At 64.6% G+C, this 22,182-nt stretch carries 19 protein-coding genes; 14 read left to right on the forward strand and 5 right to left on the reverse strand.

Translation table 11 applies throughout. The annotated features are described in order from the left end of the window. Positions 1 to 176: 176 nt before the first annotated feature. The 7 genes from CH266_RS13085 to CH266_RS13115 are packed head-to-tail and all read left to right on the forward strand — an operon-like array spanning position 177 to position 6,700. A complete protein-coding gene (locus CH266_RS13085) occupies positions 177 to 1,058 on the forward strand; it encodes a helix-turn-helix transcriptional regulator (protein WP_303396115.1) in 882 nt (293 codons plus the stop codon). Then, a complete protein-coding gene (sufB, locus tag CH266_RS13090; RefSeq protein ID WP_027497021.1) occupies positions 1,055 to 2,500 on the forward strand; it encodes a Fe-S cluster assembly protein SufB in 1,446 nt (481 codons plus the stop codon). Before CH266_RS13085 ends, sufB begins: the two co-directional genes overlap by 4 nt. A 24-nt stretch (positions 2,501 to 2,524) precedes the next feature. Beyond that, positions 2,525 to 3,715: a Fe-S cluster assembly protein SufD gene (gene sufD / locus CH266_RS13095; protein WP_094715525.1), complete on the forward strand. Its 1,191-nt coding sequence runs from the start codon at positions 2,525 to 2,527 to the stop codon at positions 3,713 to 3,715. Between the two features lie 39 nt (positions 3,716 to 3,754). Further along, on the forward strand, positions 3,755 to 4,531 hold the full coding sequence (gene sufC, locus CH266_RS13100) for a Fe-S cluster assembly ATPase SufC (protein WP_027497023.1): 777 nt from the start codon (positions 3,755 to 3,757) through the stop codon (positions 4,529 to 4,531). 2 nt (positions 4,532 to 4,533) lie between these two features. Continuing rightward, positions 4,534 to 5,826: a cysteine desulfurase gene (locus CH266_RS13105; RefSeq protein WP_032387338.1), complete on the forward strand. Its 1,293-nt coding sequence runs from the start codon at positions 4,534 to 4,536 to the stop codon at positions 5,824 to 5,826. Then, positions 5,826 to 6,323 carry a Fe-S cluster assembly sulfur transfer protein SufU gene (gene sufU, locus CH266_RS13110; RefSeq protein ID WP_032387339.1) on the forward strand — a complete coding sequence of 166 codons (498 nt, stop codon included), beginning with the start codon at positions 5,826 to 5,828 and terminating at the stop codon, positions 6,321 to 6,323. The genes CH266_RS13105 and sufU overlap by 1 nt, the downstream gene beginning before the upstream one ends. Continuing rightward, entirely contained in the window at positions 6,320 to 6,700 is a 381-nt protein-coding gene (locus tag CH266_RS13115; RefSeq protein WP_027497026.1) for a metal-sulfur cluster assembly factor, read from the forward strand. Before sufU ends, CH266_RS13115 begins: the two co-directional genes overlap by 4 nt. A gap of 21 nt (positions 6,701 to 6,721) precedes the next feature. On the opposite strand, the gene ku is transcribed toward CH266_RS13115, so the two are convergent. Genes ku through CH266_RS13130 form a run of 3 tightly spaced genes read right to left on the reverse strand, consistent with a single transcriptional unit; the run spans position 6,722 to position 9,672 of the window. After that, a complete protein-coding gene (gene ku / locus CH266_RS13120) occupies positions 6,722 to 7,693 on the reverse strand; it encodes a non-homologous end joining protein Ku (protein ID WP_094715393.1) in 972 nt (323 codons plus the stop codon). 51 nt (positions 7,694 to 7,744) lie between these two features. After that, positions 7,745 to 8,887, reverse strand: a complete 1,143-nt coding sequence (locus tag CH266_RS13125) for a lycopene cyclase family protein (RefSeq protein WP_032391434.1) — start codon at positions 8,885 to 8,887, stop codon at positions 7,745 to 7,747. Continuing rightward, positions 8,884 to 9,672, reverse strand: coding sequence for an SDR family oxidoreductase (locus tag CH266_RS13130; RefSeq protein WP_045841762.1), 789 nt, complete (start codon positions 9,670 to 9,672; stop codon positions 8,884 to 8,886). The genes CH266_RS13125 and CH266_RS13130 overlap by 4 nt, the downstream gene beginning before the upstream one ends. Positions 9,673 to 9,828: 156 nt before the next feature. Between CH266_RS13130 and CH266_RS13135 the strand changes: the two genes are divergently transcribed. After that, complete coding sequence (locus CH266_RS13135; protein WP_094715394.1) at positions 9,829 to 11,460, forward strand: ABC-F family ATP-binding cassette domain-containing protein; 1,632 nt, start codon at positions 9,829 to 9,831, stop codon at positions 11,458 to 11,460. Here CH266_RS13135 and CH266_RS13140 read toward each other — a convergent pair. Then, positions 11,448 to 12,029 carry a TetR/AcrR family transcriptional regulator gene (locus CH266_RS13140; RefSeq protein ID WP_027497031.1) on the reverse strand — a complete coding sequence of 194 codons (582 nt, stop codon included), beginning with the start codon at positions 12,027 to 12,029 and terminating at the stop codon, positions 11,448 to 11,450. The genes CH266_RS13135 and CH266_RS13140 overlap by 13 nt on opposite strands. Positions 12,030 to 12,146: 117 nt before the next feature. Next, positions 12,147 to 14,957 carry an aconitate hydratase gene (locus tag CH266_RS13145; protein WP_027497032.1) on the reverse strand — a complete coding sequence of 937 codons (2,811 nt, stop codon included), beginning with the start codon at positions 14,955 to 14,957 and terminating at the stop codon, positions 12,147 to 12,149. 347 nt (positions 14,958 to 15,304) lie between these two features. Between CH266_RS13145 and CH266_RS13150 the strand changes: the two genes are divergently transcribed. From CH266_RS13150 to fabG1, 6 genes are all read left to right on the forward strand, one after another. Beyond that, positions 15,305 to 15,847, forward strand: a complete 543-nt coding sequence (locus CH266_RS13150) for an Rv1476 family membrane protein (RefSeq protein ID WP_032382060.1) — start codon at positions 15,305 to 15,307, stop codon at positions 15,845 to 15,847. A 403-nt stretch (positions 15,848 to 16,250) separates the two neighbouring features. Then, positions 16,251 to 17,801 carry an NlpC/P60 family protein gene (locus CH266_RS13155; protein WP_441347052.1) on the forward strand — a complete coding sequence of 517 codons (1,551 nt, stop codon included), beginning with the start codon at positions 16,251 to 16,253 and terminating at the stop codon, positions 17,799 to 17,801. A gap of 221 nt (positions 17,802 to 18,022) precedes the next feature. Then, positions 18,023 to 19,387 (forward strand): AAA family ATPase, encoded by a 1,365-nt coding sequence (locus CH266_RS13160; protein ID WP_441347057.1) that lies wholly within the window; start codon positions 18,023 to 18,025, stop codon positions 19,385 to 19,387. Continuing rightward, a complete protein-coding gene (locus CH266_RS13165) occupies positions 19,384 to 20,370 on the forward strand; it encodes a DUF58 domain-containing protein (protein ID WP_094715396.1) in 987 nt (328 codons plus the stop codon). Before CH266_RS13160 ends, CH266_RS13165 begins: the two co-directional genes overlap by 4 nt. Then, positions 20,367 to 21,365, forward strand: coding sequence for a VWA domain-containing protein (locus tag CH266_RS13170; RefSeq protein WP_027497035.1), 999 nt, complete (start codon positions 20,367 to 20,369; stop codon positions 21,363 to 21,365). The genes CH266_RS13165 and CH266_RS13170 overlap by 4 nt, the downstream gene beginning before the upstream one ends. A 66-nt stretch (positions 21,366 to 21,431) precedes the next feature. Beyond that, positions 21,432 to 22,154 (forward strand): 3-oxoacyl-ACP reductase FabG1, encoded by a 723-nt coding sequence (gene fabG1, locus CH266_RS13175; RefSeq protein ID WP_032365773.1) that lies wholly within the window; start codon positions 21,432 to 21,434, stop codon positions 22,152 to 22,154. Positions 22,155 to 22,182: the final 28 nt, after the last annotated feature.

Below are 22,182 nucleotides of genomic sequence, written 5' to 3' on the forward strand. Positions count from 1 at the left end.
GATCGGGGGACGAGCTGGCACCGGTCGCGGAAGGCGAGTTCTCGGAACTCTGCTCACTCTCGGTCGATGGCACAGTGGGAGCGTAGCTGTGTGCCATGGCGCGATTCACCCGGTCCTCCGGACTCCGCGGCCTGCGTCGCCCGGCTCGGATTCACCTGAGGGATAGGGCACCCTTGCTGGACCAGGTGAAACAATTCCGTCACACTGGTGTTGTGAAAACAACCGAGAGCTCGCTCGTGCGTCCGGAAAGCGTCGATCCATCGACCGCCGGAGCAGGCGCGTCGTCGGTGCGACCGGCATCGGCCCCCGAGGGGCAGACGCGGGGCGCGGTGGTCACCCTACTGCTCGAAGAAGGCCCCATCACCGCGTCCGATATCGGCACTCGCCTGGGATTGAGCGCGGCCGGTGTCCGGCGCCACCTCGATGCGCTCATCGATGCAGGCGAGGCCAGGATCACCACCCCGCCCGGAGCACGTCAGCGTGGACGCGGGCGACCGGCCAAGCATTTTCAGCTCACGGCAGCCGGCCGCAATCGGCTGGGCCACACCTACGACGATCTGGCCGGAGCCGCGATGCGGCAGCTGCGCAAGATCGGTGGCAGCGACGCCATCGAGACGTTCGCGCGCCAACGCGTCAACACCATCGTTGCCGACGTCGAACCCGCGACCGGTTCCGACGCACATGCCGTGGAAACGGCGGCGGGAAGAATTGCCGACGCGTTCAGTGCGGCGGGATTCTCGGCCACCACGCGGCAAGTCGGCAACGGAGTGCAGATCTGCCAACACCATTGCCCGGTGTCGCACGTCGCAGCAGAGTTTCCCGAACTGTGCGAGGCCGAACAAGCAGCGTTCGCCGAGATCCTCGGCACGCATGTGCAGCGTCTTGCCACCATTGCGAACGGCAACTGCGCTTGCACCACACACGTACCGCTCACCTCGACGCGATCGAGGAGCGGTCGATCCGATACCGACGTATCGACAGATAGTTCACACAAGATGACGTCCGACACGCAGCCCCGTGTCGGAGAACGCACACGCCTCCGGAAGGAGCCCGCATGACCGTCACACCAGACCAGGTGACACCCGCCGCGCCGCTGACTCAGGACGAGACCATCGCATCGCTCGGCACCTACGGATACGGCTGGGCCGATTCCGACGTGGCCGGCGCGAGCGCCAAGCGCGGCTTGTCCGAGGCTGTCGTCCGTGACATCTCGGCCAAGAAGAGCGAGCCCGAGTGGATGCTCGAAGCCCGTCTGAAGGCTCTCAAGACCTTCGACCGCAAGCCCATGCCCAACTGGGGTTCCGACCTGGACGGCATCGACTTCGACAACATCAAGTACTTCGTGCGGTCCAGCGAGAAGCAGGCCGCTACGTGGGACGACCTGCCCGAGGACATCAAGAACACGTACGACAAGCTCGGCATCCCCGAGGCCGAGAAGCAGCGCCTCGTCTCCGGTGTCGCCGCTCAGTACGAGTCCGAGGTCGTCTACCACTCGATCCGTGAGGACCTCGAGGCGCAGGGTGTGTTGTTCCTCGACACCGACACCGCACTCAAAGAGCAGCCGGAGCTGTTCCGCGAGTACTTCGGCACCGTCATTCCGGCAGGCGACAACAAGTTCTCTGCGTTGAACACCGCAGTGTGGTCCGGTGGATCGTTCATCTACATCCCGCCGGGCGTGCACGTCGACATCCCGCTGCAGGCCTACTTCCGGATCAACACCGAGAACATGGGCCAGTTCGAGCGCACGCTGATCATCGTCGACGAGGGTGCCTACGTGCACTACGTCGAGGGCTGCACCGCGCCGATCTACAAGTCCGATTCGCTGCACTCCGCCGTGGTCGAGATCATCGTCAAGAAGGGTGGTCGTTGCCGGTACACGACCATTCAGAACTGGTCGAACAACGTCTACAACCTGGTCACCAAGCGCGCCAAGGCAGAAGCAGGCGCAACGATGGAGTGGGTCGACGGCAACATCGGCTCCAAGGTCACCATGAAGTACCCGGCTGTGTGGATGACCGGCGAATACGCCAAGGGCGAGGTTCTCTCGGTCGCGTTCGCAGGGCCCGATCAGCACCAGGACACCGGTTCCAAGATGCTGCACCTGGCACCGCACACGTCGTCGAACATCGTCAGCAAGTCCGTCGCCCGTGGCGGTGGACGGACGTCCTACCGCGGTCTGATCCAGATCAACAAGGGCGCGCACGGCTCGCGTTCGACGGTCAAGTGCGACGCCCTACTGGTCGACACGATCAGTCGGTCCGACACCTACCCGTACGTCGACATCCGTGAGGACGACGTGTCGATGGGTCACGAGGCCACTGTCTCGAAGGTCAGCGACGATCAGTTGTTCTACCTGATGAGCCGCGGCATGACCGAGGACGAAGCGATGGCCATGGTCGTCCGCGGATTCGTCGAGCCCATTGCTCGCGAACTGCCGATGGAGTACGCGCTCGAGCTCAACCGGCTCATCGAGTTGCAGATGGAAGGGTCGGTCGGATAAGTGAACAACCCCCTCACCGGAGTCATGGGTGCCGTGGCATCCGAGAACCCCGATTCCGCCAAGGAAGACAAGTCGAAGCTCGTCGCCAACAAGGGCGCTCAATTCACGTCGTACGACGTGAACGCGTTCGAGGTGCCGTCGGGCCGCGACGAACTGTGGCGCTTCACGCCGCTGCGTCGCCTTCGCGGCCTGCACGACGGTTCGGCAGTCGCCGACGGGACCGCTCAGGTCACCGTCGGGGCTGCAGACCAGGTGGTCGTGGAGACCGTGGGACGCGACGACGATCGACTCGGGAAGGCCGGCGTGCCTGCCGACCGGATTGCCGCACAGGCATATTCGGCCTTCACCGAGGCCACGATCGTCAGTGTTCCCAACGAGGTCGAGGTAGCGGAGCCGATCGAGATCACGATCGACGGACCGGGCGTCGACCACGTCGCCTACGGACACGTGCAGATTCGCCTGGGCACGTTTGCTCGCGCCACCGTGGTGATCGATCAGCGCGGCAGCGGCACGTACGCCGAGAACGTCGAGTTCGTGCTGGGTGACAGCTCGCAGTTGCACGTCGTGCTGATCCAGGACTGGCAGTCGGACGCGGTGCACGTGGCCGCCCACCACGCCCTGCTCGGACGTGACTCGGTGTTGCGCCACTACAACGTCAGCCTCGGCGGCGACTTGGTGCGCATCAGCCCGACCGTGCGCTACAGCGCGCCCGGCGGTGACGCGAACATGCTCGGTGTGTACTTCGCCGACGCCGGTCAACACCTCGAGCAGCGACTGCTCGTCGACCATTCGGCTCCGCATTGCAAGTCGAACGTGATGTACAAGGGCGCGCTCCAGGGCGAAACCGGACCCGGCACCATCGACGCACACACCGTATGGATCGGCGACGTTCTCATTCGCGCCGAGGCCGAGGGCACCGAGACGTACGAACTGAACCGAAATCTCGTGCTCACCAACGGCGCTCGCGCCGATTCGGTACCGAACCTGGAAATCGAAACCGGCGAGATCGTCGGAGCAGGGCACGCCAGTGCTACCGGCCGATTCGACGACGAGCAGCTGTTCTACCTACGTGCTCGCGGCATCTCGGAGGAGGTGGCCCGCCGACTGGTCGTCCGCGGCTTCTTCCACGAAATCATCGACAAGATTCCGGTCCCCGCCGTACGCGAGCGTCTCGATGCTGCCATCGAGACCGAGCTCGCCGTCGTCGGCGCGTAGGCCCAACCGAACCTTTCTCGACTGCACAAAGGAACTTTGATGTCCACACTCGAAATCCGCGATCTGCACGTCAGCGTCGCCAACACCGACTCGTCCGCCGAGCCGATCGACATCCTCAAAGGTGTCGATCTGACCGTGAAGTCCGGCGAGACGCACGCGATCATGGGACCCAACGGCTCAGGCAAGTCCACCTTGTCGTACGCCATTGCCGGCCACCCGAAGTACACCGTCACCTCCGGCACCATCACCCTCGACGGTGAAGACGTTCTCGAGATGAGCGTCGACGAGCGCGCCCGCGCAGGTCTGTTCCTGGCGATGCAGTACCCGGTGGAGGTGCCCGGAGTGTCGATGTCGAACTTCCTGCGCACCGCCGCCACCGCCGTGCGCGGCGAAGCCCCCAAGCTGCGGCACTGGGTCAAGGAAGCCAAGACCGCCATGAGCGAGCTCGAAATCGAGGCGAACTTCCTCGAGCGCAACGTCAACGAGGGTTTCTCCGGCGGCGAGAAGAAGCGTCACGAGATCCTGCAGCTGGGACTGCTCAAGCCGAAGATCGCCATCCTCGACGAGACCGATTCCGGTCTCGACGTCGACGCTTTGCGCGTGGTGTCCGAGGGCGTGAACAAGTACAAGGAGCGTGAAGACGGGGGAGTGCTGCTGATCACGCACTACACCCGCATTCTTCGCTACATCAAGCCCGACTTCGTGCACGTCTTCGTCAACGGTGAGATCGTCAAGTCCGGCGGCGCCGAGCTGGCCGACGAGCTCGAGGCCAACGGCTACGCCGGCTACACGCAGGCCGCGACCACCGGAGCATGAGTATGGCTGCACCGGCAGCTGTGACGGTAGCGACATCGTTCGATGTCGCTACCGTTCGCCGCGATTTTCCTATCCTCTCGCGCACCGTCCGCGACGGAAAGCCGTTGGTGTATCTGGATTCCGGCGCAACCTCGCAGCGGCCGGTGCAGGTACTCGACGCCGAACGCGAGTTCCTCACCACCTGTAACGCGGCTGTGCACCGCGGGGCGCACCAGCTGGCCGAGGAAGCCACCGACGCGTACGAGGGAGCCAGGGCGGACATCGCCGCGTTCGTCGGTGCAGACGTCGACGAGATCGTCTTCACCAAGAACGCAACCGAGTCGCTCAACCTCGTGACGTACGTATTGGCCGATCAGCGCTTCGATCGTCATCTCGGACCCGGTGACGAGATCGTCGTCACCGAACTCGAACACCACGCCAATCTCGTTCCGTGGCAAGAGCTTGCGGCCCGTACCGGCGCAACTCTGCGGTGGTACGGGGTGACCGACGACGGTCGAATCGACCTCGACTCGCTGGAATTGTCGTCCGCGGTGAAGGTCGTCGCGTTCACCCACCAGTCGAACGTGACCGGTGCCGTCGCTCCCGTCGAGGAGTTGGTGCGTCGCGCCCGAGCTGTCGGAGCGCTCGTCGTTCTCGACGCGTGCCAATCCGTGCCCCACATGAAGGTCGATTTCCACGACCTCGACGTCGACTACGCAGCGTTCTCCGGCCACAAGATGCTGGGACCCTCGGGTGTCGGAGTGTTGTACGGCAAGGCCGCGCTGCTCGATGCGATGCCGCCGTTCATCACCGGCGGATCGATGATCGAGACGGTCACGATGGAGAAGACGACGTTCGCTCCTCCGCCGCAACGCTTCGAGGCCGGTGTGCCCATGACGTCGCAGGTCATCGGGCTCGGTGCCGCCGTGCTGTACCTCGACAACATCGGTATCGACGCCGTGGCAGCTCACGAAAAGACTTTGGTCGCAGCCACTCTCGCCGAGTTCGCAAAGATCGACGGCGTTCGAGTCATCGGCCCGACGGAGAACGTCGATCGAGGTTCGGCAGTGTCGTTCGTCGTCGACGGTATCCACGCACACGACCTGGGGCAGATTCTCGACGACGAAGGCGTCGCCATTCGCGTCGGTCATCATTGCGCGTGGCCACTGCATCGGCGCTTCGGAGTCGCAGCGACCGCGCGGGCGTCCTTCGCGTTGTACAACACGGTCGAGGAAGTGCAGGTGCTCGCGAACGCGATTCGTCGCGCGCAATCGTTCTTCGGGACCGACCGCAACGGTGAGGAGGGACACGCCTGATGCGAATGGAACAGATGTACCAGGAAGTGATCCTCGATCACTACAAGCATCCGCACGGTCGTGGACTGCGCGAGCCGTTCGGTGCCGAGGTGCACCACGTCAATCCCACCTGCGGCGACGAGGTCACTCTGCGGGTTCACGTCGACAACGGCACCGTTGCGGACGTCTCGTACGACGGCCAGGGTTGCTCGATCAGCCAAGCCGCCACGTCGGTGCTGACCGATCAGGTGGTCGGCTTGTCAGTTCAGGACGCCCTGAAGACCGTGGATTCGTTCAGCGAGATGGTCGGCAGCAGAGGTACCGTCGAGGGAGACGAAGACGTCATCGGCGACGGCATTGCGTTCGCCGGTGTGGCCAAGTATCCGGCTCGCGTGAAATGCGCCTTGCTGGGTTGGATGGCTTTCAAGGATGCGGTTGTTCAAGTAGTGGACGCAGATACGACAGCTACGACGGGCGGGACCGCCCAGTCGGCACTTTCCGGAGGACAGCAATCATGACCGACGCAACAGAGACCACACCGGCTGTGACGACGACGCCGGTGGAACTCACCGCCGACGAGATCAAGGTGCTCGAGGACCTCGAAGAAGCGATGCGCGACGTCGTCGACCCCGAGCTGGGAATCAACGTCGTCGATCTCGGTTTGGTCTACGACATCAAGATCGACGCCGAGGACATCGTCACCGTCGACATGACACTGACGTCGGCGGCCTGCCCGTTGACGGACGTCATCGAGGATCAGGCCCGTGGTGCGCTCGTGCGCAGTGGGCTCGCCGCCGACCTCAAGATCAACTGGGTCTGGATGCCGCCGTGGGGACCGGACAAGATCACCGACGACGGACGCGAGCAGCTTCGGGCCCTCGGCTTCACCGTCTGACGGTCCATTCCGGCTGCCCCGTCACGCACCCTTCGCTTCGTCGGTCGACGGGGCAGCCTTCTTCGCTGCGGCCTTCTTGGCCGGAGCCTTCTTTGCCGGCGTCTTTCGCGCGGTGGTCTTCTTGGCAGCGGTCTTCTTGGCCGGTGTCTTCGACGACGAAGATTTCGACGATGATGTTGTCGACGAATCGGAACCCGACTTCGCGTTCTTTCCCGCGGCCTCGACGCTGCGCTGGAGGGCGGCGACCAGATCCACGACCTCCGCGTCCTCGCCGTCGTCCTGTGACTCGGCCTCGGTGTGGATGACCTTCTCGCCACCGTTCGCCAGTGTCTCGTCGATCAGTTTGCGCAGTTCGATCTGGTAATCGTCGGTGTACTCCGTCGGATCGAATTCCGAGGACATGCTCTCGACGAGCGACGTCGCCATCTTCACTTCTTGCGGGCGCGCCGACGGGGCGTCGTCGAGCGACGGGAATTCTGCGGCTCGTACCTCGTCCGGCCACAGCAGAGTCTGGATGACCAGCACGTTGTCACGGACTCTCAAGGCGGCCAGCCGCGTCTTCTGTCGCAGCGTGAAATGGACGAGCGCGGTGCGTTCGGTTTCTTCCAGCGTCTCTCGCAGCAGTACGTACGCCTTGGGCGACGACGAGTCGGGCTCCAGGAAGTAACTCTTGTCGTAGAGGATCGGATCGATCTGCTCGGTCGGAACGAATTCGAGAACGGGGATCTCGTGCTTCTCGGCAGCGGGGAGTTTGTCGAAGTCGTCGTCGGTGAGGATCACGCGCTCGCCGTCGGGCGAGTCGTACGCCTTGTCGATGTCGGCGAACTGGACCGATTTTCCGCATTCCTGGCAGATGCGGTCGTACTTGATTCGTCCGCCGTCCTTTGCGTGCACTTGATGAAACCGGATGTCGTGTTGCTCGGTGGCCGAGTAGACCTTCACCGGAACGTTGACGAGTCCGAAGGCGATCGAGCCTTTCCAAATGCTGCGCATGTGTTCATGATCGCCGACCGGGCGCCTGTGTGTCGACCGTTGCCGAGAAACTCAGCCGCGTCTCGGAGCGTGGACGACGGTGCGCGCGATGGCGAGCCTGGCCGAGACCGGAAGCGTAGGGAACATTCTCAGCATTGCGGTCATGGTCCCCATGGCGTCGTCGTGACCGGACAGGTAGGAGCGTTGCAGTTCGACCGGCAGCGAGAAGAAGCTGGCGAAGAACTGCGGAACCATCTCCGGCTCGAGGCTCAACGCAGTGCGCAGACCGAGATTGCGTAGCTTCTGCACCGTCCAGGTGTGGAGTGCACGTCGGCTCCCCGGCTTGCCGGTGCGAAGTCCGTCGACCAGGTGATCGGCAGACGCCAACGACGCGGCGACGCTGTATCCCGTCGCCGGATGCATCAGATTCGACCGCGACCCGAACAGGACGGGCCCGCTTCGTGGGGTGTGCAGCCGCGAGCGCGGCGGAGGTTCGACCGAAAAGCGCACCCGCTCGACGTCCTCGGTCCCGGTCGGCACGAGATCGCGTCGGGCGAGACGATGATGCAGACGAGTCCGGAGTACATCGAGGTGGAGGGCAGGCCTGCCGACCAGGCACGTTTCTTCGAGCAGAACGCGGTGGTCGTCGAGTGCGACGGCATAGAGAAAACTAGGAACTTCACCGGGTCGTACGCCGTTGTCGGTACGCCAATCCATGAACCAGGCGTCGGAGCCTTCCAGAATGGGCTCGGCGCGTTCCCGCTCGACGACGATTCCGTATGCGGTCTGTTGCGCCAGATCACGCGAGTCGAGCGTTCCTCGCGCATCGACGACGTGGCGAGCCGTGACAACCGTCCCGTCGACGGTGGTGACGCGGGTGCCGGTGACGTCGACTGCGGTGCCCGCGTGCACTCGTACGAGGTCGAGGGACAGCGAGGCTTGCAGGGCATGGGTGTCGAGCACGCAGTACGTCCGGTCGATGACGCGATGCCGATCGGTCCACACTGCGGGCCTGCGTGCAGTCGAGGCGATTGCGGACTCCGAGAGCCATGACGGCAATTCGTCCGCCCATGCCGAGTAGGTCGGCGTCCAGGTTCGGGACGGGTGCGGATCGAGCGCGAGAACGTCCATACCCGCGGCCGCGCAGCGGTGGGCGATCGCGCGACCTGCCGGTCCCAGCCCGACCACGGCGACGTCGGCCGACAGGTCGCTCACATTCCGCCGGTGGCGAGCAGGCCACCGTCGACGCGCACCGTCTCGCCGGTGATCCACGAGGACGCGTCCGAGACCAGGAACGCGACGAGCGATGCCACGTCCTCGGGGGTACCGAGTCGCTTCATCGGGTAGCCGGCCGCTGCTGCTTCTTCACCGCCGGCGAACAACGCCTCGGCGAACTTGGTCTTCACCACGCCCGGCGCTACCGCGTTGACGCGGATCTTCGGACCGAGCTGCCATGCCAGCTCCTCGGTGAGCCGAATCAACGCAGCTTTGGATGCGCCGTACGCGGCAATGACTCCGGTGGAGCGGATGCCTGCGACGCTGGCGATGTTGACGACCGCACCGCCGTGTTCTCCCATCCACGCATGGAATGCGTTCTGCACGAAACCGAGTGTGCCGACGACGTTGGTGTCGAAGATCTTGCTGACACCGACGAGGTCGGCATCCATCAGCGAGCCGTAGACGGGGTTGATACCGGTGTTGTTGACCAGGATGTCCAGCGAACCGAAGGTCTCGACGGTGCGGTCCACTGCGGTGCGCCGGTGTTCCGGGTCGCCCGCGTTACCGTCCAGCGCGAGTACGGAGTCGCCGAGTTCCGCCGCGACGGCCAGCAACGGTTCCCGCTTACGCGCAGTGATGGCCACGTTGGCACCGCGCGCGAGCAGTTCTGCGGCGATCGCGCGGCCGATGCCTCGACTACCCCCGGTGACCAGTGCGGTCCGTCCGGTGAGGTCGAGGGGCAGGGCTGGGCGGGCAGTGGCCGTTTCGGTGACGTCGGTCATCGCTCAGACGTTACCGGGGTCACCTGCGTTCCTGGGTGGAGGCACGTGAATGCTGAGCTAAAATGGGGGTTAGCTGTGCCGACCTACGGCGCTTTCATTGCTCGCTCGTCGGTCGACGAGCACTCATCTTGTTCGGCAATCGCTAGGAGCTCACGCGTGATCACCGCCACCGACCTCGAAGTTCGTGCCGGTGTGCGGACCCTTCTGTCCACCGAGGGGCCCGCGCTCCGCGTGCAGGCAGGTGACCGCATCGGGCTGGTCGGCCGCAACGGTGCCGGAAAAACCACCACGCTGCGCATCCTGGCGGGCGAGGGCGAACCGTATGCCGGCGAGGTTGTACGCACCGGAGATCTCGGCTACCTCCCGCAGGATCCCAAAGAGGGCGACCTGGACGTGCTGGCCAAGGACCGGGTGCTGTCGGCCCGCGGGCTGGACACCCTCCTGCACAGTATGGAGAAGCAGCAGGCTCTGATGGCCGAGGTTGCCGACGAGACATTGCTCGACAAAGCCGTCCGTAAGTACGGCGAGCTGGAAGAGCGGTTCGCGTCCCTCGGCGGCTACGAAGCCGAAAGCGAAGCGGCTCGCATCTGCAACAGCCTCGGCTTGGCCGACCGCATTCTCGGTCAACCGCTGCGAACCCTGTCCGGTGGTCAACGTCGACGCGTCGAACTCGCTCGCATTCTGTTCGCCGCGTCCGACGGCAGTGGCGGACGCTCGAACACCACATTGCTGCTCGACGAGCCCACCAACCACCTCGACGCCGATTCCATCACCTGGTTGCGCAGTTTCCTGCAGAACCACGAGGGCGGACTCATCGTGATCAGTCACGATGTCGAACTGCTCGGTGATGTCGTGAACAGGGTGTGGTTCCTCGATGCCGTGCGCGGTGAGGCCGACATCTACAACATGAACTGGAAGAAGTACCTCGACGCACGCGCCACGGACGAGCAACGGCGCCGTCGCGAACGCGCGAACGCGGAGAAGAGGGCGGGTGCGCTGCGCGTCCAGGCCGCCAAGATGGGTGCCAAGGCAACCAAAGCCGTTGCGGCACAGAACATGGCGAAGCGCGCAGACAAGCTGATGGCCAACCTCGATGCGGAGCGCGTATCCGACAAGGTTGCGCACATTCGCTTCCCTGAGCCTGCTCCCTGCGGCAAGACACCGTTGATGGCCAAGAACCTGACCAAGATGTACGGGTCGCTCGAGATCTTCGCCGGCGTCGATCTGGCGATCGACCGGGGGAGCCGCGTGGTGGTGCTCGGGCTCAACGGTGCTGGCAAGACGACACTGCTGCGCATTCTGGCCGGAACCGAGAAGGCAGACACCGGCGAGATCGAACCCGGCCACGGCATGCGCGTGGGTTACTTCGCCCAGGAGCACGACACCCTCGACGACATGGCGTCGGTGTGGGAGAACATCCGGCATGCGGCACCCGACACCGGCGAGCAGGAGCTCAGATCGCTACTCGGTGCCTTCATGTTCACCGGACCACAGCTCGAACAGCCCGCAGGAACGCTGTCCGGCGGTGAGAAGACGCGTCTGGCGCTGGCCGGACTGGTGTCTTCGGCTGCGAACGTTCTGCTGCTCGACGAACCGACCAACAACCTCGATCCGATCTCACGCGAGCAGGTTCTCGACGCACTGCGCAGTTACAAGGGTGCTGTCGTTCTGGTGACTCACGATCCGGGTGCCGCCGAGGCGCTCTCACCAGAACGTGTCATCCTCCTTCCCGACGGCACCGAGGACCACTGGTCGCAGGACTACCTGGAACTGATTCAGCTGGCCTGACCCGGGTCGCGCCTGCGTACCGATTCTTCCACCAGATCCAGAATGGCCGACAGGTTCGACCCGCCGTTGCCCGACGCGATTCTGGCGACCAGACCGTCGAGAACGAGGTCCAGGTAGTCGGCCAGAACATCGTTCGGCACGTCGTCCCGAAGTTTCCCTGCCGTCTTCTGGCGCTCGAGTCGGCCGAGCGTCGCATCGGTCAGTTCGGCCGAACGCTCGGCCCAGCTGGTTCGGAAGTCGGCGTCGGTTCGTAGTCGTCGGGTGATCTCGAGCCGCGTTCCCAGCCACTCGAACTGCTCGGGCTGGGCCAGCATGTCTCGCATCACCTGAACCAGACCCTGCGTCGCCGCGACTTCGGCCATACGCCGGGCGTCCTCCTGCGCCAACGCGAGGAAGAGACCGTCCTTGTCCTTGAAGTGGTGGAAGATGGCTCCGCGGGAGAGGCCTGTCGCCTCCTCGAGGCGTCGCACGGTGGCACCCTCGTAGCCGAACTCTCCGAAGCATTTACGCGCACCGTCGAGAATTTCGCTGCGGCGGGCCGCCAGGTGGTCTTCACTGACCTTGGGCACGTGTGAAACTCCTACTTTCCGATGAAGGGGCCCGTACCGATACGGCGATGGGCCCGAAACACGTATCGAGTTCCGGGCCCATCGCTGTGCGTGGCGTTTGTCTACAGTGCCGTGTGACTAGCCTCTGATCATGTTGCGCAGGACGTACTGCAGGATTCCGCCGTTGCGGTAGTAGTCCGCTTCACCGGGGGTATCGATACGGACCACGGCGTCGAACTCGACCTTGGTTCCGTCTTCCTTGGTCGCGGTCACCGCCATCGTCTTCGGGGTGGTGCCCTCGTTCAGCTTCTCGACGCCGATGATGTCGAACGTCTCGGTGCCGTCGAGCTTGAGCGACGCGGCGCTCTCGCCTGCCGGGAACTGCAGCGGAACGACGCCCATGCCGATGAGGTTGGAGCGGTGGATGCGCTCGAACGACTCGGTGATGACCGCCTTGACGCCCAGGAGCGAGGTGCCCTTGGCCGCCCAGTCACGGGAGCTTCCGGAGCCGTACTCCTTGCCGCCAAGCACGACCAGCGGGATGCCGGCCTTCTGGTAGTTCTGCGACGCATCGTAGATGAACGACTGCGGGCCACCGTCCTGGGTGAAGTCGCGGGTGTAGCCACCCGAGACGTCGTCGAGCAGCTGGTTCTTCAGACGGATGTTCGCGAACGTTCCGCGAATCATGACCTCGTGGTTGCCACGACGCGATCCGAGCGAGTTGTAATCCTTGCGCTCCACGCCGTGCGAATCGAGGTACTGAGCGGCAGGCGTACCGGCCTTGATGGGTCCTGCCGGGCTGATGTGGTCGGTGGTGACCGAATCGCCGAGCAGGGCCAGCACGCGGGCACCCTTGATGTCCTCGACCGGAGCCGGGTCCATCGTCATACCGTCGAAGTACGGAGGCTTACGCACGTACGTCGAGTTGGGATCCCACTCGAACGTGTCGCCCTCGGGGGTCGACAGGTTCTGCCAGCGGCTGTCACCGGCGAAGATCGTCTCGTAGGACTTGCTGAACATGTCCCGGCTGATCGAGGACTTGATCGTGTCCTCGATCTCCTGCGACGACGGCCAGATGTCCTTGAGGTACACCGGGTTGCCCTCGTGGTCGTTACCGAGCGCGTCGGTCTCGAAGTCGAAGTCCATCGTGCCCGCGAGGCCGTAAGCGATGACCAGCGGCGGAGAGGCCAGGTAGTTCATCTTGACGTCGGGGGAGATGCGACCCTCGAAGTTGCGGTTGCCCGACAACACGGCGGTCACCGAAAGATCGTTGTCGTTGATCGCCTTCGAGATCGGCTCGAGCAACGGGCCCGTGTTACCGATGCACGTGGTGCAGCCGTAGCCGCCCAGGAAGTAGCCGAGCTTCTCGAGGTACGGCCACAGGCCGGCCTTCTCGTAGTAGTCGGTCACGACCTGCGAACCGGGTGCCATGTTGGTCTTGACCCACGGCTTGGTGGACAGGCCCTTTTCGACGGCGTTCCGAGCGAGCAGTGCTGCGCCCAGCATGACCGACGGGTTGGAGGTGTTGGTGCAGGAGGTGATACCTGCCACCACGACGGCGCCATGGTCGAGAACGAACTCGCCTGCTTCGTCGGTGATGACACGAACCGGCTTGCTCGGGCGACCTTCGGAGCCGTATGCGGCGGACCGCACGTCGACTGCATCGTCTTCTGCGAAGCTCAGCGACGCGGGATCGCTGGCCGGGAACGACTCGTTGAGGGCCTCGTCCAGCTTGCTGTCACCCTCGTGCGCCGGGTGGTTCTCCTCCACGTAGTTGTGGATGTCCTTGCGGAACGCAACCTTGGACTCGGACAACAGGATTCGGTCCTGCGGGCGCTTCGGGCCTGCGATGGACGGGACGACCGTGTTGAGGTCGAGCTCGATGTACTCGGAGTACACGGCTTCGTTCTTCGGGTCGTGCCACATGCCCTGTTCCTTGGCGTACGCCTCGACGAGAGCGAGCTGCTCGTCGCTGCGGCCGGTGAGGCGCAGGTAGTTGATCGTCTCTTCGTCGATCGGGAAAATGGCTGCGGTGGAGCCGAATTCGGGGCTCATGTTGCCGAGGGTGGCGCGGTTGGCGAGGGGAACCTCGGCCACACCTTCGCCGTAGAACTCGACGAACTTTCCGACGACGCCGTGCTTGCGCAGCATCTCGGTGGCGGTCAGAACGACGTCGGTGGCCGTGACTCCCGGCTGGATCTCGCCCGAGAGCTTGAAGCCGACTACACGCGGGATCAGCATCGACACGGGCTGGCCGAGCATGGCAGCTTCGGCTTCGATTCCGCCGACGCCCCAGCCGAGCACGCCGAGGCCGTTGACCATCGTCGTGTGCGAGTCGGTTCCGACGCAGGTGTCGGGGTACGCCTGACCCTTGCGGGTCATGACGGTCGGTGCGAGGTACTCGATGTTGACCTGGTGCACGATGCCCATGCCGGGCGGGACGACCTTGAAGTCGTCGAAGGCGCCCTGGCCCCAACGCAGGAACTGGTAACGCTCGCCGTTGCGCTCGTACTCGAGGTCGACGTTGCGCTCGAGTGCATCGGCGCGGCCGAACACGTCGAGGATGACCGAGTGGTCGATGACCATGTCGGCGGGGGAGAGGGGGTTGACCTTGTTGGGGTCGCCGCCGAGGGTGGTCACGGCCTCACGCATGGTGGCGAGGTCCACGACACACGGAACGCCGGTGAAGTCCTGCATGATGACTCGTGCAGGGGTGAACTGGATTTCGATACTCGGGTCGGCCGAGGGATCCCACGACGCGATCGAGCGAATATGGTCGGCGGTGATGTTGGCACCGTCCTCGGTGCGAAGGAGGTTCTCCGCGAGGACCTTCAGTGCATAGGGCAGTTTCTCGGCACCGGGCAAGGCCGACAGCCGAAAGATCTCGTACGAGTTCTCTCCGACTTCGAGGGTGCCCTTTGCACCGAATGAATTGTTACTTGCGGTCACTTCAGCTCCACTCGTCTATGAGGCACACCGCCGACGGGGCTGTGTCGACGGTTGAAGCGAGGCGCTGACCGTGTGTCTCGGCATGGCATCCGGCGTGCGGATTGCTTGCGGACCCTCGGGCAGTGTCTCGATGGAAGTCTAACAGTACGCTTGTCCTGTGAAAACGTGCGGGTCCGTTTCGCGGTGGACACCTAGAGAACGACCCACGTCACAATCCTCACGTAGTGCTTCGTGCGACGCAATGAAGGGCGGCCTCAGTTGCCGCGTCGGGCATACCTGCCTCCCGAGAATCGACGGCACCGTGACGTAGGGTTCCACGCGACTGGTTCCTACCGACTGGACGAGAGATGACTGAGCCGATCCACGTTGTTTCCCCACTTGCCACCGATATCCCGGCAGGTCTGGACGTCGACAGCATCGTCGCCACGGTCCGCGAGTCAGGAGTCAGTGCTCCTGCGGCAGAGCAGGACGGACTGACTGCCGCCGTGAACCGAGCCGAGGACCACGGAATCGATCTGAGCATCGTGATCGTCCCCGACGAACCGCGTCACGATTCGCAGCTACGCGACCTCGCCACTGCGGTCGGTGCCCGCGAGGGCGGAACGGTGTTGGTGCTGAGCCCGGGGCAGGTCGGAACGTTCAGCGACTCGATCAGCCGAGTGACACTCGAAGCCGGTCAGGATCGCACGTACACCGGAAATCACGTCGTCGCCGCCGACAACTTCGTCGACACACTCGTCGAGGACCAGACTCCGTGGGGCTTGCTGACGGGTGGGTTGGTGGTGATCGTCGCCGCGGTGGCCGCGTTGACAGCCGCTGTGAAGGTCCGGCGATACCGCGCGCGGTCGGCCACTGCCGACCCGCACGAAGCGCAGCCCGTCGAGCGCTGACGTAGCGCGCACATTCGTCATTCGACCGACCGACATCGACGCGCGATTACGCCACCGGACGTCGGTCCGGAAAAAGTCCGAAAAATTGTTTCGGGCAAACACCGAGTTCACGGCATTATGCCTGGTGGAATTACAAATGTGTCATTTGTGACTGGAGTTTCTTTAGTGTGCGAAGTGTCGTACGGTGCCATTGGCACTGCTGGGGAAGGAGTGTCGCAGAAGGCAGGTGTCGTCCGTGGGGAACTCGGGAGGCCACTGCTTCGGGTGTGACTGACGTGGTTCGCACCTGTCGTGTCGCTGCGCGCCACTTTCCCGCCCGGCGAACATGTTCACCGTCACCTGCGATCGGGGTGGGAACGGGGAACGCCTCGACGGCACGACGGTCCTCTCGGGACCCGAGTGAATGCCGGACCCGAGGGAGACATTTGTGAGCCGACGTCCAGTTCGCGGCACGCGCCGCAGAGCGCTCGTCCGTACCCGATTCGTACTGGCTGGTGCCGGTCTGGTTCTCGCGCTGACCGCGACCATGCCCGGAGTCGCCGCAGCGGTACCGCCGCCCCCGCCCAACCCGTCCGATACCGACATCGCCGCGGCCGGCAGCGCCGTCGACTCACGCCTGGGGCAGGTCGGACAGCTGATCGACGCGATCGCATCCGCCAACCAACAACTCGCACAGCTCGACGACGAGGTCGCCGTGAAGCGAGAAGGCGTCAACAAAGCTCTGGTCGACCTGCAGAACGCCCGGGACGCCGCAGACGTGGCCGCCGCAGTCGTGGGAGCAGCGCAGCAGGCGCTCGCCGATGCAGGCACGCAGATTCAGGCAGCCCAGCGCAAGTTCGACGAATTCGCCAAATCGAGCTACACCCAGGGCTCGGGCGTCGCCTCGATGGCGTCGTTCCTCGGTTCGAGCGGACCGGACGACGTTCTCGACCGCGCCCAGGTTCTGAAGGTGCTGTCCAACAGCCAGAATGCCGTTCTCGACAGCCTCCAGCGAGCCCGGACCGAGCAGGCGAACCGGGACTCGGCCGCCCGCGAATCCAAGCAGCAGGCGGACGCGGCAGCGTCCGAAGCCGAATCGAAGAAAGCCGAGGCCGAGCAGGCCATCGCTGCAGCGCAGGCGGCGTTGCAAGCCGAGGCCGATCAGAAAGCCGCCATCGAGTCCCAGCGAGACGCCGCTCAGACCGAGCTCGACGCAGCCCGAAGCAATGTGGCCGGCCTCCAGGGTCAACGAGCCGCATACAGCGACTGGGAGGCGCAGAAGGCAGCAGAGGACGCAGCAGTAGCAGCAGCCGCAGCTGCCGCTCGTGAGGCCGCGGTTCAGGCGGCGGCCCGGGTGTCGGCCAACCTGGCCGCACAACAGCGAGCCGCTGCGATCGCCGAGGGCCAACGCTCGCACGTCGATGTCGACGAGGACTCGAGTTCGTCCACCGACTCCGACAGTTCGAGCGGAACCACGACTCCGACCCAGCCCACACCCAGCAAGCCCGCTCCCAGCAAACCCAAGCCCTCGACCACACCGTCGGTCACCGGCAGTGCCGCCGTGGAGTTGGCGATCGACCGCGGGATGAGCCAGCTCGGTGTTCCGTATTCCTGGGGCGGCGGCGACGAGAACGGGCCGACCAAGGGAATCCGAGACGGCGGAGTCGCAGACAGTTACGGCGACTACAACAAGGTCGGCTTCGACTGCTCCGGCCTCATGATCTACGCATTCGCAGGTCTGGGTATCTCTCTGCCCCACTACACCGGCTACCAGTACACGGCAGGCAAGCAGGTTCCGTCGTCGCAGATGAAGCGTGGCGACATGATCTTCTACGGACCGAACGCCAGTCAGCACGTCGCGCTCTACCTCGGCGACGGGAAGATGCTCGAGGCTCCGCAATCCGGATCGGTGGTCAAGGTCTCCGACGTCAGATACAGCGGTATGACGCCGTACGCCGTGCGCATGGTGTCCTGAGCTCGCTGTCGCTCCCGAGGTCGCTGTTCGGTACTTCTGTGTCGTTCCGCAGGCTCCACTCCGGCGCGCGGGTCAGGGGTGGGTTTCGGCGCGCGCGAGCATCACCTGGAATAGTTGATCTCGGCGGTATGGAACGTGCCCGACGATGATCGACTGAAAGCGGTGAATTCTTGGTGACATCACGTGACGGCCGGATTTCGAACGACGAGGAGCCGACACAGATCGGGTCTTCGAGTCCGAATCCGCAGGGTGGGGAGCCGGAGCGGGTGGACAGTCCCGATCTCGCCGACGACGTTCGGCTTCTCGAGAAGGCCGTGTACGAGGTCAAAAGGGTGATCGTCGGTCAGGATCGTCTGGTCGAGCGCATTCTGGTCGGCTTGTTGGCCCGTGGGCACGTGCTGCTGGAAGGCGTTCCCGGCGTGGCGAAGACCCTCGCAGTGGAGACGTTCGCCCGCGTTGTCGGTGGCTCGTTCTCCCGCGTCCAGTTCACCCCGGACCTGGTACCCACCGACCTGGTCGGAACCCGCATCTACCGTCAGGGCCGCGAAGAGTTCGACACCGAACTCGGCCCGGTCGTCGCGAACTTCGTCCTTGCCGACGAGATCAACCGAGCACCGGCGAAGGTCCAGTCGGCGCTGCTCGAAGTCATGGCCGAACGGCACGTGACCATCGGGGGCAAGACGTTCCCCATGCCCGATCCTTTCCTGGTGATGGCGACGCAGAACCCCATCGAGAACGAAGGCGTGTACCCGCTCCCGGAAGCCCAGCGCGACCGCTTCCTGTTCAAGATCGTCGTCGACTATCCGACGGTGGAAGAAGAACGCGAGATCGTCTACCGCATGGGGATCAAGGCCCCCGAGCCCAAGCAGATACTCGACCCTGTCGAGTTGGTCCGTCTGCAGAACCTGGCCAGTTCGGTGTTCGTGCACCACGCGCTCGTCGACTACGTGGTTCGGGTCATCGCCGCCACCCGCACGCCCGAACAGTTCGGGTTGGACGATGTCGGCAGCTGGATCGCATACGGGGCCTCCCCGCGTGCCACCCTCGGCATCATCGCTGCGTCCCGCGCCCTCGCCCTGCTGCGAGGCCGCGACTACGTCGTTCCTCAGGACGTGCTCGAGGTGATTCCCGACGTGCTCCGGCATCGGCTGGTGCTCTCCTACGATGCCCTCGCCGACGAAGTGACGCCCGAGACCGTGATCTCCCGCATTCTGCAGACCGTCGGACTACCGCAGGTGTCGCCGCAGGCGGTTCCGATGTCGCAGGACAACGGCACCGCACCCGGTCAGCCCTTCGGTGGTCAACAGGGCACACCACAGTTCCCGGGAGCGGGGCCGCAGTATCCGGCTCAGGGACCGTATCCGGCCCAGGGGCAGTACCCGGGGCAGGGACAGAATCCGGGGCAGGGACAGAGCCCGACCCAGGGGCAGTACCCGGGTCAGCCGCAGTTCCCCGGGCAAGGGCCCGGCTCGGCACCCCAGCCCGGACCCGAGCAGCGCCCACCGGGCGGTCCGGCCGGCGAACCCGCTCCGTCGCTGCACAAGCCGTCGGGTGATGCATCGTCGACCGGTTCGCCGGGTCAGTGAGCGCAGCCGACAGAGCCGGCCGAGGTGCGGTCTCACGGCCCCCGTCGTTTCGGTCCGGCGAACTGCGTGATCCGAAGCTGGCCGCTGCGCTGCGCACGCTCGAGATAACGGTACGTAGGCGTCTCGACGGCGTTCTGCACGGCGACCACCTCGGCCTGATACCCGGCCCGGGATCCGAACCGGGGGACGCGCGCGAGTATCAGCCCGGTGACGACGTTCGGCAGATGGACTGGTCGGTCACTGCCCGGACGACACACCCACACGTGCGGCAGTCTGTGGCCGATCGCGAACTGGAAACGTGGCTTGTCGTCGATCTGTCGGCCAGCCTCGACTTCGGAACCGCGGGGTGCGAGAAGCGCGATCTCGCGGTCGCGGCCTCGGCCGCCATCACCCACCTGACCGGCGGCGGTGGTAATCGCATCGGAGCTGTCGTGGCCACCGGCGCGACGACGACGCGAATCCCAGCGCGCGGTGGGCGGGTGCACAGCCAGTCGATGCTGCGGAAGATCGCTACGACACCGTCCGCCGCGGACGGCGTCCGAGGAGATCTTCGCGACGCCGTCGAGGCGCTGCGGCGTCCCGAACGCCGTCGCGGTCTCGCCGTGGTGATCAGCGACTTCCTCGGCCCGATCGACTGGGAGCGATCACTGCGGGCGATCTCTGCCAGACACGACGTACTGGCCGTCGAGGTACTCGATCCGCGAGACCTCGAACTTCCGGATGTGGGAGACGTGGTTCTGCACGACCCGGAGTCCGGCCGCACTCGGGAGTTCGCCGCGACGCCCAGGCTCCGCGCCGACTTCGCGCGAGCAGCCGCAGCACACCGCGACGACGTGGAGAAAGCGTTGCGCCGATGCGGGGCACCGCGTTTGACTCTGCGCACCGACGGTGACTGGATCGCCGATGTCGTCCGCTTCGTCACTGCTCGCAGGCACACCATCGGCTCCGGTTTCACCAATACCGCGAGGGCAGGTTCGCGATGAGCCTCACCGATTTCTCTGCGCCGTGGTGGCTTGCGTTTCTCGTCGTCGTCCTCGCCCTGACGGCGGGGTACGTCTGGATTCAACGCCGCAAGCAGAAGCACGTGCTGCGTTTCTCCAACATGGAGTTGCTCGAGTCGGTCGCGCCGAACCGGCCCAATCGTCTGCGTCATCTCCCGACCGCACTGGTACTGGTCGGGCTGATGTTCCTGACCGTCGCGTTGGCCGGCCCCACTGCCGATCAACGTGTTCCACGCAACCGCGCGACGGTCATGCTCGTCATCGATGTGTCGCTGTCCATGGAAGCGACGGACGTCGAACCCACTCGGCTGGCTGCGGCCCAAGAAGCAGCGAAGTCGTTCGCCGATGGCCTCACACCCGGCATCAACCTCGGTCTCGTCGCATTCGCCGGCACTGCCTCGGTATTGGTCTCACCCACGGCCAACCGCGACGCCACCAAGTCGGCAATCGACAAACTGCAGCTCAGCGAGCGTACGGCCACCGGTGAAGCAATCTTCACCTCGCTGCAGTCGATCGACACTCTCGGCGCGATCCTCGGGGGTGGCGACGCGGCACCGCCGGCCCGCATCGTGCTGCTCTCCGACGGTAAGCAAACCGTTCCCCAGAACCTCGACGATCCACGAGGCGGCTACACCGCAGCGCGCGCAGCCAAGGACAAGGGAGTGCCGATCTCGACGATCTCGTTCGGCACCAGCTACGGGTCGGTCGAGATCGAAGACGAAGGTGGAGGCGGGGTCGAGCGCGTGCCCGTTCCGGTCGACGACCCGTCGTTGCGCGAGATCGCGACTCTGTCCGGGGGAAGTTTCTTCACGGCCTCCTCGCTCGAGGGCCTCCGAGACGTCTACGACACCCTGGAGGAGCAAATCGGCTTCGAGATCACCCGCGGGGACGCATCGCGACCCTGGTTGATCCTCGGTGTCCTGTGCATCTCGGCCGGGCTCGGTTCGGCGTTGGTGATGCGGCAACGATTGCCGTGATCGCTGTTATTACTCACCAGTAAGTTTCGCTTTGTCATTCCAGGACGAACAGATAGGTTGCTAGGCATGTCCACACCTGACTTCATCGCGCGATCGGTACTCGTCACCGGAGGTAACCGGGGTATCGGTCTGGCCATCGCCCAACGGCTCAGTGCCGACGGACACAAGGTGGCCGTCACCCACCGCGGATCCGGGGCTCCCGACGGATTGCTCGGGGTCGTCTGCGACGTCACCGACTCCGATTCGGTCGACGCGGCCTTCAAGGAGGTCGAGGAGAAGCACGGACCCGTCGAGGTACTCGTCGCCAACGCGGGCATCACCGACGACACCCTGCTGATGCGTATGACCGAGGAGCAGTTCCAGCGGGTCATCGATGCGAACCTGACCGGAGCCTTCCGAGTCGCCAAACGCGCCAACCGGGCCATGCTGCGCGCGCGCTGGGGTCGGATGATCTTCCTCAGTTCCGTTGTCGCGATGGCCGGCGGGCCGGGGCAGATCAATTACGCGGCGTCCAAGGCCGGAGTCATCGGCATGGCCCGGTCGATCACGAGGGAGTTGGGTTCGCGGTCCATCACGGCGAACGTCGTCTCACCGGGATTCATCGAAACCGACATGACCGCAGAGTTGTCGGACGACTTGCGCGGCAAGGCGAAGGAATACATTCCACTTCAGCGTCTCGGTCAGCCCGAGGACGTTGCAGCAGTCGTGAGTTTCCTTGCGGGTCCGGACTCGTCGTACGTGTCCGGTGCTGTCATTCCCGTCGACGGCGGCATGGGCATGGGGCACTGAGAAACCCTCTCGCACAACGATTTCGATA

It is taken from the genome of Rhodococcus sp. 06-1474-1B (genome assembly GCF_002258885.1).
Classification (GTDB): domain Bacteria; phylum Actinomycetota; class Actinomycetes; order Mycobacteriales; family Mycobacteriaceae; genus Rhodococcoides; species Rhodococcoides fascians.

Coding starts and splice junctions, on each gene's coding strand:
- sufD (WP_094715525.1), top strand. CDS start 2,525: ATGGGTGCCGTGGCATCCGAGAACCCCGATTCCGCCAAGGAAGACAAG.
- CH266_RS13130 (WP_045841762.1), bottom strand. CDS start 9,672: ATGACCGACGTCACCGAAACGGCCACTGCCCGCCCAGCCCTGCCCCTC.
- CH266_RS13115 (WP_027497026.1), top strand. CDS start 6,320: ATGACCGACGCAACAGAGACCACACCGGCTGTGACGACGACGCCGGTG.
- CH266_RS13155 (WP_441347052.1), top strand. CDS start 16,251: ATGCCGGACCCGAGGGAGACATTTGTGAGCCGACGTCCAGTTCGCGGC.
- CH266_RS13170 (WP_027497035.1), top strand. CDS start 20,367: ATGAGCCTCACCGATTTCTCTGCGCCGTGGTGGCTTGCGTTTCTCGTC.
- CH266_RS13150 (WP_032382060.1), top strand. CDS start 15,305: ATGACTGAGCCGATCCACGTTGTTTCCCCACTTGCCACCGATATCCCG.
- sufC (WP_027497023.1), top strand. CDS start 3,755: ATGTCCACACTCGAAATCCGCGATCTGCACGTCAGCGTCGCCAACACC.
- ku (WP_094715393.1), bottom strand. CDS start 7,693: ATGCGCAGCATTTGGAAAGGCTCGATCGCCTTCGGACTCGTCAACGTT.
- sufB (WP_027497021.1), top strand. CDS start 1,055: ATGACCGTCACACCAGACCAGGTGACACCCGCCGCGCCGCTGACTCAG.
- fabG1 (WP_032365773.1), top strand. CDS start 21,432: ATGTCCACACCTGACTTCATCGCGCGATCGGTACTCGTCACCGGAGGT.
- sufU (WP_032387339.1), top strand. CDS start 5,826: ATGCGAATGGAACAGATGTACCAGGAAGTGATCCTCGATCACTACAAG.
- CH266_RS13105 (WP_032387338.1), top strand. CDS start 4,534: ATGGCTGCACCGGCAGCTGTGACGGTAGCGACATCGTTCGATGTCGCT.